General features: G+C 69.2%; 8 protein-coding genes and 1 other RNA gene. 2 read left to right on the top strand and 7 right to left on the bottom strand.

From position 1 onward, the window contains the following. Nucleotides 1–49 precede the first annotated feature (49 nt). From ssrA to prfB, 6 genes are all read right to left on the bottom strand, one after another. Nucleotides 50–427, bottom strand: a transfer-messenger RNA (tmRNA) gene (gene ssrA, locus ACOZ38_RS07200). A gap of 318 nt (nt 428–745) precedes the next feature. Then, a complete protein-coding gene (locus ACOZ38_RS07195; RefSeq protein WP_424529329.1) occupies nt 746–2,647 on the bottom strand; it encodes a penicillin-binding transpeptidase domain-containing protein in 1,902 nt (633 codons plus the stop codon). A gap of 13 nt (nt 2,648–2,660) precedes the next feature. Then, on the bottom strand, nt 2,661–3,128 hold the full coding sequence (smpB, locus tag ACOZ38_RS07190; protein WP_405144921.1) for an SsrA-binding protein SmpB: 468 nt from the start codon (nt 3,126–3,128) through the stop codon (nt 2,661–2,663). A gap of 23 nt (nt 3,129–3,151) precedes the next feature. Then, nucleotides 3,152–4,060 carry a permease-like cell division protein FtsX gene (gene ftsX / locus ACOZ38_RS07185; RefSeq protein WP_405144920.1) on the bottom strand — a complete coding sequence of 303 codons (909 nt, stop codon included), beginning with the start codon at nt 4,058–4,060 and terminating at the stop codon, nt 3,152–3,154. A gap of 34 nt (nt 4,061–4,094) precedes the next feature. Beyond that, the gene (gene ftsE, locus ACOZ38_RS07180; RefSeq protein WP_114029179.1) at nt 4,095–4,784 is read right to left on the bottom strand and encodes a cell division ATP-binding protein FtsE; all 690 of its coding nucleotides are present in this window, start codon (nt 4,782–4,784) and stop codon (nt 4,095–4,097) included. A 473-nt stretch (nt 4,785–5,257) separates the two neighbouring features. Further along, a complete protein-coding gene (prfB, locus tag ACOZ38_RS07175) occupies nt 5,258–6,376 on the bottom strand; it encodes a peptide chain release factor 2 (RefSeq protein ID WP_405144919.1) in 1,119 nt (372 codons plus the stop codon). A gap of 83 nt (nt 6,377–6,459) precedes the next feature. Between prfB and ACOZ38_RS07170 the strand changes: the two genes are divergently transcribed. Continuing rightward, nucleotides 6,460–7,515, top strand: coding sequence for a hypothetical protein (locus tag ACOZ38_RS07170; protein WP_424529328.1), 1,056 nt, complete (start codon nt 6,460–6,462; stop codon nt 7,513–7,515). A 21-nt stretch (nt 7,516–7,536) separates the two neighbouring features. Here the strand turns inward: ACOZ38_RS07170 and ACOZ38_RS07165 are convergent, their stop codons facing one another. Next, nucleotides 7,537–12,402, bottom strand: coding sequence for an NAD-glutamate dehydrogenase (locus ACOZ38_RS07165; RefSeq protein ID WP_424529327.1), 4,866 nt, complete (start codon nt 12,400–12,402; stop codon nt 7,537–7,539). Nucleotides 12,403–12,687: 285 nt separating this feature from the next. Between ACOZ38_RS07165 and ACOZ38_RS07160 the strand changes: the two genes are divergently transcribed. Then, the gene (locus ACOZ38_RS07160) at nt 12,688–14,217 is read left to right on the top strand and encodes an FAD-binding oxidoreductase (RefSeq protein ID WP_424536967.1); all 1,530 of its coding nucleotides are present in this window, start codon (nt 12,688–12,690) and stop codon (nt 14,215–14,217) included. Nucleotides 14,218–14,300: the final 83 nt, after the last annotated feature.

Genomic DNA, 14,300 nt, shown 5'->3' with positions numbered 1-14,300 from the left:
TCAAGGGCGGTCGGTGGGCCTTGCGGGCTACCGACCGCCCTTGGCGATCTGGTGGAGGTGGCGGGAATCGAACCCGCGTCCTTCAACACCACGACAGGGCTTCTCCGGGTGCAGCCTGCTTCGATTTTCTCAGCCCCGGTGATCACGCAGGCGTGTCATCGACGGGCTCAGTCACTGTTAGGTTTCCCTATCGGCCCCGTGACCGGGTCGATCGGTTTAGCCTCCTAGCGATGCCAGATCCGGGCCGGAGGCGGTCCCGGGCTGACAAGGGCTTGGTCCTCGCTCAGGCGGCGAGGGCCATGTGGCCCTGAGTGCGCGTGTTATTGGCACTTATTGTTTTGCGGTCACAGTGTTAACGAGGTTATGTCCGCAGTCCTCGACCCGCTTCCCCTGGCGCGACATGTCAAAGTCGAAACCAGTCACCCCCTGTGGAGTTGTCACCCGGTCTCGCGAAAGACCAGGTAACCAGAAGATACTCTAGAGAACACCCAAGGCGCCAACTTGATTCCCGGCATGCCCGGCGCGGAGGGCCCCGTACATGCCGAAACCCCCGGAGGCGTGGCACGTGGCGCACGCCCCCGGGGGCCGACCGGCAGGGTCGAGCCGGTCCGGACGGCAGGGCTTCCCCCGAGATGAAGCCCTGGTCTCATCACGGCGACTGAGCCCGCAACCCCCAAGCGGTGCCCAGTCATCCAGAAAGACGCAGGCCGAGCCCCCAAAGGTTGCTCGGCCCGAGATTTATTTTTCAGGCGGCCGAGCGGGCGCTGCGGAAGAACTGCCCGGCGATCTGCGCGGAGCTCGTCGCGCTGGTCGTCTCGCTGAGCACGGCCACCGCGATGTCGCCCTGCCAGCCGACGAACCACGAGAGGCTCCTCGCGCGCTTCTTGTCGGTGTAGGTGATGGCGGCGGAGACGCCGTGGACCTTGTCGCCCGGCGCCGCGGCCGCCGCGGCCGTACCCGAGGTGACCCCTGACCGCATGAGGGCGCGCAGCTTGGTCAGGGTCTGGGGGTCGAGCGCGACGGGGCGCGGAGAGGCGGGGGGCGGGGCGTCGGAGGAGAGATCAGGCGAGCCGGGAGAGGTGACCAGCGTGGGCGGACGCCACGTGCCGGAGGCGACCGCACCGGCGACCAGCGCCATCGACAGCGGGCTGACCCGCACGCTCTGACCAGCGATGATCTTCGCCTTGGCGGCGTCGCTCGTGGCCGCCGGGACCGTGCCGCTGAACGACCGCAGCGGCAAAGTCCAGTCGCCGCCGATGCCGAAGCGGGTGGCCGCCTCGGTCAGCGTGCTCGCGTTGACACGGCGGGCCAGCGACGCCAGCGCGGTGACGCATCCGTTGGCGAAGTCGCTCGCGATGGTGGGCGACGTGCCGAGCGGGCCCACGGCCACCTGCTCGAACCGGGCGCCTCCGACCGTGCGGCCGACCGGGCACGGCAGCTTCTGCTTGGGATCGACTCCCCCGGCGAGCAGCCCCTCGGCCGCGACGACCGAGAACGCGGTGCCGGGCGGGAACCGGCCGTTGAGCCCGTCGCGCGCCTGGTTCATCTCGTGGGAGCCCACGGCCAGGATCTCGCCGGTCGAGGCCTTGACCGCGACCAGGGTGGCGGGGACGGTGCCGCTGACGGCGAGGTCGGCGGAGCGCTGCACGCCCCTGTCGATGGTGGTCCTCACCGACGTGGTGTTGGACCTGCCGGGCCACTGGGCCAGCTCGGCCACCTGCTCGCTGGTCTTCAGGTCGTAGGTGATGACCTTCGTGCCGGTGGAGCCGGTGAGCTGGTCCTGGTAGGCCTTCTGCAGCCCGCCCTGGCCGACGGTGTCGCCGGCCCGCTGCGGGCCGCCGAGCTGCTGCTCGGTCTCCGGCGTGATCGCGCCGACCTTGCCGATGATGTCGGCGGGCTGCGCGGGCGCGACCGGCTGCGACTTCTTGTCGATCTTCAGGTCGGGGATCTCGTCCAGGCGGTCGCGAAGCTGGGCGTACTTGGTGCCGCCGAACGTCACCAGCGGCACGAAGTCCTGCGGCGGGGCCGACCTGATGCGGCTGAGCAGGCGGTCCTGGGCGAAGCCGGTCACCTGGTACAGCCGCTCGCACACGCCCACGGGGTCCTTGACCCTGGCGGGGTAGACGCCCGCGACGTAGAGCGTGGCCTCCCGCTGGAGCGCGTCGCCGTTGCGGTCCTCGATGGGCTGGCGGCCCATGGAGGAGACCTCCACCGCGAACCGCTGCCCCTCGCGGAGCTGCGGGTGGATGACGCTGGGCGACCACCGGACCTTCCACACGCCGTCGACCACGTGCAGCGGCAGGTCGTTGTCGTACTGCCACAGGGGGTTGTTGTCCCCGAGGTCGACCTGGACCTGGAACCTCGCGTCGGCGTTCTCGCCGTTGGTCCGCAGCCCCTTGAGGGAGAAGCGGAGCGACGCGGCGTCCAACTGCAGGCCGGCGTCCTCCAGCGCTCTCTTGACGACCTTGGGGTCGCCGTCGGTGCGCTCCGCCGCGGAGTCGTAGTCGCCGGTCTGCCACCCGACCAGGAACTGGCTGACGGCCTCGTGGGGCGACGGCTCGCTCAGGCAGGCCGACAGCAGGGGGACGGCCACGGCCAGCGACAGCCCGGCCGACAGCGCTCTTCTGATACGTACGGCTAGCGGCACGACTGATCGGACCTCATCGGTTGCGGTGACGAAGAGCGCGGGCCATCTCCCGGGTCGCCTGCTTCTCCGCGAGGTCGTGCCGCTTGTCCCAGGTCTTCTTGCCGCGCGCCACACCGATCTCGACCTTGGCCTTGCCGTCCTTGAAGTACAGCGAGAGAGGGACCAGCGTGAGGCCGGACTCCTTGGTCTTGGCGATGATCTTCCCGATCTCCTTGCGGTGGAGCAGGAGCTTGCGGGGGCGCCGCGAGGCGTGGTTGGTCCACGTGCCCATGTGGTATTCGGGGATGTGGATGTTCATCAGCCACACCTCGTCATCTTTGACCTGGGCGTACCCGTCGGACAGGCTCGCCCGGCCGGCACGGAGGGATTTCACCTCCGTGCCCATCAGGACGAGCCCCGCTTCGTAGGTGTCGTCGATCTGATAGTCGTGCCAGGCACGCTTGTTCTGGGCGATGAGCTTGCGCCCGGTCTCACGTGGCATAGCGTCGAGCCTACCGGGGTGTGTCACACCCTCAGGTATCGCCGGAGGGTGACGAAGGAGGCGAGGATACAGATCAGCACGCCGACCACGGTGGTGAGCGTGATCACCTGCGCCACCTCGCTCCAGCCGAGCTGCGTGGACAGGACGAAGTACTCCCGCATGCCGTCGAACAGCACGACCTTGGCGAGCATCAGCAGCACCGCGGAGATCACGCCGCCGACCAGGCCGGCGATGGTGCCCTCCATGACGAACGGCAGCTGGATGTAGAGGTTGGAGGCGCCGACCAGGCGCATGATGCCGGTCTCCCGCCTCCGGTTGTACGCGGACAGCCGCACCGTGTTACCGATCAGGAGGATCGCCGCGAAGACCTGGATCATCGCCACGACGAGCGCGGCCCAGCGCAGCTTGCTCATCAGGCCGAAGAACTTCTCGAGGAGCTGCTGGTCGTTGACCACGTTGGACACGCCGGGCGCGCCGCTGAGGGCGTCGAACACGGCCTTGTAGTCATCCTGGTTCTTCAGCTTGACCCGGAACGACTCGGGCATGTCGTCGACCTTGACCGCGGACAGGAACACGCTGTTGCTGCTGTAGGCGTCCTTGAAGTTCTTGTAGGCCGCCTCCTGGCCCTCGAAGAAGACCTTGTCCACCTGGGCCATGCCTTCGATGCGCGTCTTCAGCGCCTGCTTCTCCTGCTCGCTGACGGCGCCGCGGCCCTTGCAGGCCTCGAACGGGTCGTTCTTCTTGCACAGGAACGCCGAGAGCTGGACCTTGTCGGACCAGTAGGTGCTCATGCTGCCGACCTGTGCGTTGATCATCAGCCCAATGCCGAGCAACGCCATGCCGATGGCAACGGTCACGATGACCGCGACGGTCATCGTGAGGTTGCGGCGTAGGCCGATCCAGACCTCAGAGAAGATGAAGTTTGCCCGCATGCTGTGGGTGTCCCCTGTTGCTCTCGCTTAGTGATCAGTACGCCTGACCGTAGACGCCGCGTGACTGATCTCGGACGATCTTGCCGTCCTCCAGCTCGACCACGCGCTTGCGCATGGAGTCGACGATCGCGGCGTCATGGGTGGCCATGACGACGGTGGTGCCGGTCCGGTTGATCCGGTCGAGCACCTTCATGATCCCGATGCTGGTCGCGGGGTCGATGTTTCCCGTGGGCTCGTCCGCGAGCAGGATCATCGGGCGGTTGACGAAAGCGCGGGCCATGGCGACCCGCTGTTGCTCACCTCCGGACAGCTCGTCGGGCATGCGGTGGGCCTTGCCTTCCAGGCCGACCAACTCGACGACCTCAGGCACCACCTTGCGGATGAACCGCCGGGGCTTGCCGATGACCTCCAACGCGAACGCCACGTTCTCGTAGACGTTCTTGTTGGGCAGCAGCCGGAAGTCCTGGAACACGCAGCCGATACGGCGGCGCAGATGCGGCACCTTGAAGTTCGACAGGCGCGCCAGATCCTTCCCGGCGACATGTATCGCGCCCGAGTTCGGGCGCTCCTCCTTCAGGACCAGCCGGAGAAAGGTCGACTTCCCCGACCCCGAAGGACCGACCAGGAACACGAACTCACCCTTGTCGACGTCAACGCTGACGTGGTCGAGGGCGGGCCGGTTCTGGTTAACGTAGACCTTGGTGACATTATCGAAATGGATCACAGGCGCATCACGGCATGCCAGTCTAGGGGTTAGGACGGTCGCGGAAGTGGCCGCGTGGGCCACAGCGCATTGCTCGCCGGCCGGGGGGCGCCGCTCTTTACCATTGATCGACGTTCCGGTTGGCCGAGGCTCAGTCTAGGGGTAACACTGGCATGGAACGTCCATAACGGAAACAAAACGATTCCACACTCGCTAACAGGCTGGTAAAGCGATCACCGTGGAGAGGGAGATATCCCGTGAGCTGCGAACATCTCATCTGCGCCCAGTGTGCCGGCCCAGTCGTGGAGGGCCGGTGCCCCGCATGCCGGGCGAGCAGGGCCAGGTTCCATCACCATGGGCTGGGGGGTCTTTCGCCCATGCTCATCGCGATAATCCTGTTCGTCCTGCTTGCCGCTACGCTGGCGCTGAAGCACCTGTACGGCGCCTGACCGGCGTCCGGTACGGATCCCGGAGCACCGGGATCCGTACGGGGGCTAGCCCGCCGCCCCGGACTCGATGCGGCGCGTCCAGCGGATCTCGCCCTCGATGAACTCGTCCAGGTCGCCGTCGAGCACCGCGCTGGGGTTGCCCGCCTCGACGGAGGTGCGCAGGTCCTTCACGATCTGGTACGGGTGGAGCACGTAGTTGCGTATCTGGGTGCCCCATGAGGTGGTGGACTCGCCGCGCAGCTCCGACATCTTCTCGGCCTCCTCCTGCCGCTTGCGCTCCAGCAGCTTGGCCTGCAGCACCGTCATCGCGGAGGCGCGGTTCTGGAGCTGTGAGCGCTCGTTCTGGCAGGAGACCACGATGCCGGTGGGCAGGTGGGTGATGCGCACCGCGGAGTCGGTGGTGTTGACGCCCTGCCCGCCGGGACCCGACGAGCGGTAGACGTCGATGCGCAGGTCGTCCTCGTTGATGTCGATGTGGTCGGTCTGCTCGACGACCGGCACCACGTCGACGCCCGCGAAGGAGGTCTGGCGGCGGCCCTGGTTGTCGAACGGGCTGATGCGGACGAGCCGGTGGGTGCCGTGCTCCCCCCTCAGCGTGCCGTAGGCGTAGGGCGCCTTGACCACGAACGTCGCGGACTTGATGCCGGCCTCTTCGGCGTAGGAGGTGTCGTACACCTCCGTGGAGTGGCCCTTGCGCTCGGCCCAGCGGAGATACATGCGGAGCAGCATCTGCGCCCAGTCGGCGGCGTCCACGCCGCCGGCCTGGGAGTTGATCGTGATGAGCGCCTCGCGCGCGTCGTACGGCCCGGAGAGCAGCGTGCGCACCTCCAGGGCGTTGACGTCGGTGCGGAGGGAGGCGAGCTCGCGCCCGGCCTCCTCGCGCGTCTCGGCGTCGTCCTCGGCCTCGGCCAGCTCGTAGAGCACGGAGATGTCGTCGAGCCTGCGCAGGAGGTTCTCGACGCGGTTGAGCTCGCCCTGCATGTGGGACAGCTTGCTGGTGACCTTCTGCGCCTGCTCCGGGTCGTTCCACAGGTCAGGCGCGGCAGCCTGCTCCTCCAACTCGGCGATCTGCTTTCGCATGACGTCGAGGTCCAGCACATCCTGAATGCCCTTCAGTGTGCCGGTAAGCTCGCTGATCTCTTCTGCGGGATCGATGGCTGCCACATCTGCCAAGGGTACGCGACACCGGAGGCACCTCGCGCGTGGCTAGCATTGGCGGTCTGCGGGGGACTCATCTGGAGGCGAGCGTGAACGGGACCATGCGTGCCGTCCTGGCGATCCTCCTGTTCGCCGTCACGGCCTCCGCGTGCGCCTCCGGCGGGCACGAGACCCGGCGCGGCCCGGTCGCCGCCACCTCGGCGGCCACCGGCACGTCCACTCCCACCCCGGCGCCCTCCCCCTCGGCACAGGCCGAGGACTCCCAGGCGGTCACGCCCGCCGAGGCGGCCGACCTGGTGCGCAAGATCCTTCGGACGGACGACGCGGTCAGGGCGTCGGGCGACGAGTTCTACGCCCTGCAGCAGGTGCGCGACGCGCAGAACCAGATCACCGCGACGGCCTTCCAGTCGACGGGCATGAAGCCGCCCCGCTACACCTGGGGCGCGCCGAGGGTGCTGGTCCCCCGGCTCGACCGGTTCCCCTACTGGTTCGCCGCGGTCGTCGAGCGCCGCGACGCGAGCGGGGCGAACCGCACCGCAGTGCTCGTGTTCATGAAGCAGTACGAGGTCTCCCGCTGGCAGCTCAGCTTCGTCTCCCTGCTCTACCCCGGCACGAAGCTCCCCGACGTCAGCCTGGACTCCCAGGGGTACGCCACCCCGCTCGCCACCCGGGACGACTCGATCGCGATCAGCCCGCACCTGATGGCGCCGCTGCACGCGACGATCGCCGAGGAGGGCCCCGGCGGGTTCGCGGCCGACCTGATCGCGGCCGGCCCGCAGACCACCGGCTACTTCACCGAGGTGGAGAAGATCCAGCCCGAGTCCAAGTGGCGGGGATACCTGTACGACTCGCTCTTCGCCGCGACCGCCTTCCCGATCTACGCCCTGCGCACCACCGACGGCGGCGCCGTCATCCTGTACTCCCTGACGCGCACCACGCTCCGGCAGGCCAAGATCAAGCACGCCGACGGCCTCGTGCCCGTCCCCAAGGAGGTGCGCTGGGCCGTCGGCAGCGTCGTCGTCCCGAACATGCTCCGCGTGATCGAGACGCAGCAGTACGTCAGCCACGTCTCGCGCAGGGGCGCCGCCGAACCCGCGAAGATCATCGGATTCGACGGCGCCGCCACCGGCGTCAGCTACAAGTGACGCCGCCCGACGCGTGAGCGGTCAGCCCTCGGCGTGGGGCAGGTTGCTGGTCGCGACCAGGGTGCGCACCGCGCGCAGCGCGACCGAGAGCGTGGCCAGGTCGAAGTGGTCGCTCTCCCAGATCTCCGACAGCGTCTGACGGGCCCGCGCCACGGCCGCGGAGTTCGCCTCCGACCAGCGGGCCAGGCGCTCCTCCGGCGACAGCCCCGGCTCGCTGTGCGTAAGGACGTCCCCGGTGAGCGTGGCGTGCGCGGCGTACAGGTCGTCGCGCAGCGCGGCCCTGGCCATGGAGTTCCACCGGTTGTCGCGTGGCAGGGCGATGACCCGCTCGCGCAGCCGGGCGAGCTGCAGGCGCTCGGCCAGGTCGAAGTAGACCTCCGCGACGTCGTGCACAGGACGGCCGGTGCGCGAGGAGATCTCCACGAGGTCGAACGTCGAGTACGCCGGCACCATCACCGCCGCGCGCTCGGCCAGCTCGGCCGGCACGCCCCTGGCCAGGAAACCGTCGCGGCGCTCCTCGAAGGCCGCGAGGTCGGGGCCGGCGAGCAGCTTGGGCAGGTGCGGCAGCAGCCCGTCGGCGCCCTCGACGAAGAACCTCACGGTGGAGGCCAGGTCGAGCGGGGGCCTGCGGTTGCCGAGCAGCCAGCGCGCGCCGCGCTCGGCGAGCTTGCGGCCCTCCAGCAGCATGGCGAGTTGCGTCGCGGTGTCGACCTTGTTGTCCAGCGCCTCGACGTCCCGCCGGAAACCCGGCAGCTCGAAGACCTCCCTGGACACCAGGTACGCCCTGGCGATGTCCGGGGTGGAGGCTCCGGTCTCCTCGCCGAAGCGGAACAGGAACGAGGTGCCGCTCGCGTTGACCAGATCGTTCACCACGCGGGTGGTGATGATCTCGCGGCGCAGCGGGTGGGCGTCCATGGCCGCGCGGAACCGCTCGCGCAGCGCCGAGGGGAAGTAGGACACCAGCCACGACTCCAGGTACGGGTCGTCGGGCAGGTCGGAGGCGAGCACCTCGTGGTCGGCCACCAGCTTGGTGTACGCGAGCAGCACCGAGAACTCAGGTGCGGTGAGCCCGAGCCCGGCCTGGCGCCGCTCGGCCAGCGACTTGTCGGACGGCAGCGCCTCCAGCTCGCGGTTGACCAGGCCCTCGCGCTCCAGCTTGCGCAGGTAGCGGGCGTGGATGTGCAGCATCTCGGGGGCCTGTGCCCGCGCGGCGGCCAGCACGACGTTCTGCGCGTGGTTGTCCTGGAGCACCAGCCCCGCGACCTCGTCGGTCATGTCGAGGAAGAGCTCGTCACGCTGCTGGTCGCCGAGCCGGCCGTCCCGCACCAAGCGGTCGAGCAGGATCTTGATGTTCACCTCGTGGTCGGAGGTGTCCACGCCGGCCGAGTTGTCGATGAAGTCGGTGTTGACGTACCCGCCGCTCAGCGCGAACTCGATGCGGGCGAGCTGGGTGAGGCCGAGGTTGCCGCCCTCGCCGACCACCTTGCACCGCAGGTCGGCGGCGTTGACGCGCAGCGAGTCGTTGGCCTTGTCGCCGACGTCGGCGTTGCTCTCGGCGGCCGCCTTGACGTAGGTGCCGATGCCGCCGTTCCAGAGCACGTCGACGGGGGCCTTGAGGATGGCGTTGATCAGGTCGTTCGGGGTGAGCGCCGACACTCCGTCGCGGATGCCGAGCGCCGCGCGCATCTGCGGCGAGACCGGCACCGACTTGGCCGTGCGCGGCCAGACGCCACCGCCCGCGGAGATCAGCTTGGCGTCGTAGTCGGCCCAGGAGCTGCGCGGCAGGGCGAACAGGCGCGATCTCTCCGCGAAGCCGCGCGCGGCGTCCGGCTGGGGGTCCACGAAGATGTGCCGGTGGTCGAAGGCCGCGACCAGCCTGATGTGCTGGGACAGCAGCATGCCGTTGCCGAAGACGTCGCCCGACATGTCGCCGACGCCCGCGACCGTGAAGTCGGTGGTCTGGACGTCGACCCCCATCGAGCGGAAGTGGTAGGCGACCGACTCCCACGCGCCCCTGGCTGTGATGCCCATGGCCTTGTGGTCGTAGCCGACCGAGCCGCCGGAGGCGAAGGCGTCGCCGAGCCAGAAGCCGTAGTCCTTGGCCAGGCTGTTGGCGATGTCGGAGAACGTCGCCGTGCCCTTGTCGGCCGCGACGACGAGGTAGGTGTCGTCGCCGTCGTGGCGGACGACGTCGGCCGGGGGGACGACCTTGTTGTCGACCAGGTTGTCGGTGATGTCGAGCAGGCCGGAGATGAACTGGCGGTAGCAGGCCACGCCTTCCGCCATGAGCTCGTCGCGCCCGCCGCCCACTGGCGGACGTTTCACGACAAATCCACCCTTAGAACCGGTGGGCACGATGACCGTATTTTTCACCATCTGGGCCTTGACCAGGCCGAGGACCTCGGTCCGGAAGTCCTCCATGCGGTCCGACCAGCGCAGGCCGCCTCGCGCGACCTTGCCGAACCGAAGGTGCACGCCTTCCACCCGGGGCGAGTACACGAAGATCTCGTACTTGGGCCGGGGCAGCGGCAGCACGCTGATCGCCGAGGAGTCGAGCTTGATGGAGATGTACGGCTTGCGCCTGCCGTCCACCCGCTGGAAGGCGTTGGTGCGCAGCGTGGCCAGGATCATCTCCAGGTAGGCCCGCAGGATGCGGTCCTCGTCCAGCGAGGCGACCTCCTCCAGGGCCGCGAGCACCTCCTCGTGCAGGGCCTCGCCGAGGTCCTCCCTGGCGTCCTCCGTGCGGCGCGGGTCCAGCCTCGCCTCGAAGAGCCGTACGAGCAGGTTGGCCAGCCGGATGTTGCCGAGGAGCACCTTCTCGATGTAGCGCTGGCTGAAGGCGATGCCCGCCTGGCGGAGGTACTTGGCGTACATCCGCAGGATCTGGGTCTGCTCCCAGGTGAGGCCGGCGCCGAGCACGAGCCCGTTGAAGCCGTCGCTCTCGATCTCGCCCCGCCAGAGCGCCGCGAAGGCGTCCTGGAACAGCCGCTTGAACTGCTCGTGGTCGACCACCTCGGAGGGGGCGCAGCGCAGGCCGAAGTCGTAGATCCAGGCGGGCCGCTCGCCCTTCCTGGTGATCTGGTACGGCCGCTCGTCCACCACCTCGACGCCCATGCGCGACAGCAGCGGCAGGATCTCGGAGAGCGAGATCGCGGACCCGATGCGGTAGATCTTGAACCGCCGCTCCCCCTGGGTCAGGTCGCGCGGCTCGTACAGATCCATCCCGATCTGGCCGGGGGTGTCGGTGAGCCGTTCCAGGCGGTACAGGTCGGCGACGGCCGTACGGGGCGTGAAGTCCTCCTTGTACCCCTCGGGGAACGCCGCGGCATAGCGGCGGGTCAGCGAGGCGGCCTCCTCCTCCCGGGAGAACTCGCCGATCGCCGCGGCGAGGTCCTCCTTCCAGGAGCGGGTGGTGGCCGCGATGCGGGCCTCCAGCTCCGCGAGGTTCACGTCGGTGCCGCCCATCGGCTTGCCGCGCTCGCCGCGGATCACCACGTGCAGGCGGGCCAGCGGCGACTCGCCGATCATGGTGCTGTAGTCGAGGGTGGTGCCGCCGAGCGCCTGGATCAGGATGTCCTGCATCCGCAGGCGCACGTCGGTGGTGTACCGGTCGCGCGGCAGGTAGATCAGGCACGAGATGTAGCGGTTGTAGTCGTCGCGGCGCAGGAAGAGCTTGACCCGCTTGCGCTCGCGCAGGCGCAGGACGCCCAGCGCCATCGGCACCAGATCGTCGGCCGGCACCTGGAACAGCTCCGCGCGCGGGTAGGTCTCCAGGATCTCGATGAGGTCCTTGCCGTCATGGCTGTCGGCGGTGAGCCCCGCCTTGTCGAGCACCTCTTCGAGCCTGTGCCGCAGCACCGGGATGTGCCAGATCGACTCGCTGTAGGCCACGTGCGAGAACAGGCCGAGGAAGCGGCGCTCGCCGATCACCTCGCCCTCGGGCGAGAAGACCTTCACGCCGATGTAGTCAAGGTAGGCGGGCCGGTGGACGGTCGCCCTGCTGTTGGCCTTGGTCACGACCAGCAGCTGTTTCTCGCGGGCCTTGGCCCTGAGCTCGGGGGACATCGCGGCGAAGCTCGCCGAGCCGGCCTTGTCGGCCCGCAGGATGCCGAGGCCGGTGCCGGGCACGGCGCGCAGCCCGTCGCCGTCGGGGCCCACCTCCAGGCGGTACTCGCGGTAGCCGAGGAAGTTGAAGTGCTCGTCCGCGAGCCAGCGGAGCAGCTCCAGGCTGTCCTCCAGGTCGCCGGGCGGCAGCGGCGGCGGCGCGGCCTCCAGGCCGGTCGCGATCTGGAGGGCCAGGGCCCGCATCTTCGGGTAGTCCTCGACGGAGGACCGCACGTCCTGCAGGACCCGCTGGAGGTCCTTCTCCAGCTCCGCCAGCACTCCGGGGTCGGACTGCCGGTCGATCTCGATGTGCATCCACGACTCGACCAGCACCTGGCCGGTGAGGTCGGCCTGCTCCTGGCCGAGCATGCGGCCCGTCATGTCGCGGCGGACCTTCATCTGCGGGTGCACGATCAGGCGGGCACCCGTCTCGTGACGGTCGAGTTCCATCGTCACCGAGTCGACGAGGAAGGACATGTCGTCGGTGACCACCTCGACGACGGAGTTCCCGAGGTCGAAGCCGTCCTCCTCGACCGTCGGGGTGTAGGCGCGGACCAGGGCCCGGCCCTGCGGGCGGTAGTCCGCCAGCCGCCGGTGCGCCATGGCGGGCCCGTACAGCTCCACGGGGTCGCGGTCGATCACGTCCTCTGGCGCGACATGCCGGTAGTAGAGCCGGAGAAACGCCAGGATGCTCTCACCGTCCAGATGATCGCTTCCGGGGGTCTCTGCACACAGTTCAGCAGCGGACCGCAGCAGCCGGTCCTTTGCCTCGTCGAGCGGCATGTCGCTCTCACTCCTTTGTGAGGGTTCGCCTTTGTTCCAGATGGTTACGACCTGGACCCCGGTCTCCGTTGACCGGATCCTCTCTGGCCGTACCCGATATCAGCCCATCACACGTGATACGTCAACTTGTCCGGAATCGTGCGCAATTCCCTGATCGGACAAGCCTCCTGCCCCGCCACGTGCACCGTGACCGATCTGTGATAAACCAAGCCACTCTTACGGACGTCTCACTCAACGAGCGCGACCTTTCGCGACCGATGACCCGCCCTTGGGGGATGAGTGACCATGCGCCCCGCGCTCGACCGCCGGAGCTTCCTCCGCGGGTCCGCCATAGCCGCCACGGTCGTGGCCGGAGGATGCGTCGACACCGGGGCCGCAGCGCGCACCGCGACGGGCACACTGGTGGGCACAGCCGCGGGCATGACGGCTCGTACCGGCCCCTCGCCGTCGGACTGGACGTCCCTGGGCAGGGGCCTGGCCGGGCGGCTGATCCGCCCCGGGGACGCCGCGTACGACGCGGCCCGCCGCCTGTACAACCCGTCGTTCGACGGCATACGGCCCGCCGCCGTGGCGTACTGCGCGAACCCGTCGGACGTGGCAGAGTGCCTGGCCTTCGCCAGGCGGCTCCGCGTGCCGGTGACCTCCCGGTCGGGCGGTCACAGCTACGCGGGCTGGTCGTCCGGCACGGGACTCGTCGTGGACGTCTCGCGCATGAACGGCGTGCGGGCCACATCGGGGCGCGCGGTCGTGGGCGCGGGCGCGCAACTGGTCGACGTGTACGACCGGCTGGCCTCGCATGGAGTGAGCATACCGGGCGGCTCCTGCCCGACGGTGGGCATCGCGGGGCTGACACTGGGCGGGGGCATCGGCGTCGTGGCCAGGAAGTACGGCCTGACCTGCGACGCGCTGGAGTCGCTCCAGATCGTCACCGCCGACGGCCGGGTGCTGACCTGTGACGCCGACCATGAGCCCGAGCTGTACTGGGCCTCGCGCGGCGGCGGTGGCGGCAACTTCGGCGTCGCCGTGTCGTTCACCTTCCGCACGCACGCCACGCGCGACGTCACGCTGTTCTTCCTGCACTGGCCTTGGTCACGCGCCCGCAAGGCCGTCGCCGCCTGGCAGGCGTGGGCGCCCCATGAGCCGGACGCCATGTGGTCCAACCTGCACCTCACCCAGGACCCCGCGCTCGACCTGCAGATCGGCGGCCTCTACCTCGGCTCGCGCGCGGACTGCGAGCGGCGGCTCGAACCGCTGATCGCCAAGATCGGCGCCCAGCCCTCCACCCGCTACGTCACCCAGACCTCCTACCGCAACGCCATGATGATCGAGGCGGGCTGCTCCACCCGCACGGTGTCCCAGTGCCACCGGCCAGGGAGCCTGCCGGGGCAGACGGCCGACGGGCGCTTCCCGCGCGACGCGTTCAGCGCCAAGTCGCACATGGCCTACCGGCCCCTGTCCGCCTCGGGCATCGGCGCCCTGGTGGAGCAGACGGCCCGCCCGGGACGGCACGCCGTCCTCCTCGACGCGCTCGGCGGCGCGGTCGGGCGCGTGCGACCGGGCGCGACCGCCTTCCCGCACCGCACGGCGCTGTTCAGCGTGCAGTACTACGCGCACATGGCGGGCGCGGCCACCTGGCTGCGCGGCGCGCACGCCGCCATGGCGCCGCACTTCGGCGACCACGCCTACGTCAACTACATCGACCCGGCCCTACCCGCCTGGCGTCAGGCCTACTACGGCGCCAACGCCGGCCGCCTCGCCAAGGTCAAGGCCGCCTACGACCCCGGGCGCCTCTTCCGCTTCCCCCAGGCGATCTGACCGCGTCCGCGCGGTGACCGGGGTCTTGTACGCCATGGAGTTCAAGGCGTTCGCCGACGACGCCCGGGTCTTCGCGACCTGAC

Origin of the sequence: Sphaerisporangium viridialbum (assembly GCF_049674955.1) — a bacterium.
Lineage (GTDB): Bacteria > Actinomycetota > Actinomycetes > Streptosporangiales > Streptosporangiaceae > Sphaerisporangium > Sphaerisporangium viridialbum.
The sequence above is the reverse complement of the archived record's forward strand: the minus strand, read 5'-3'. Positions and strand labels throughout refer to the sequence as shown.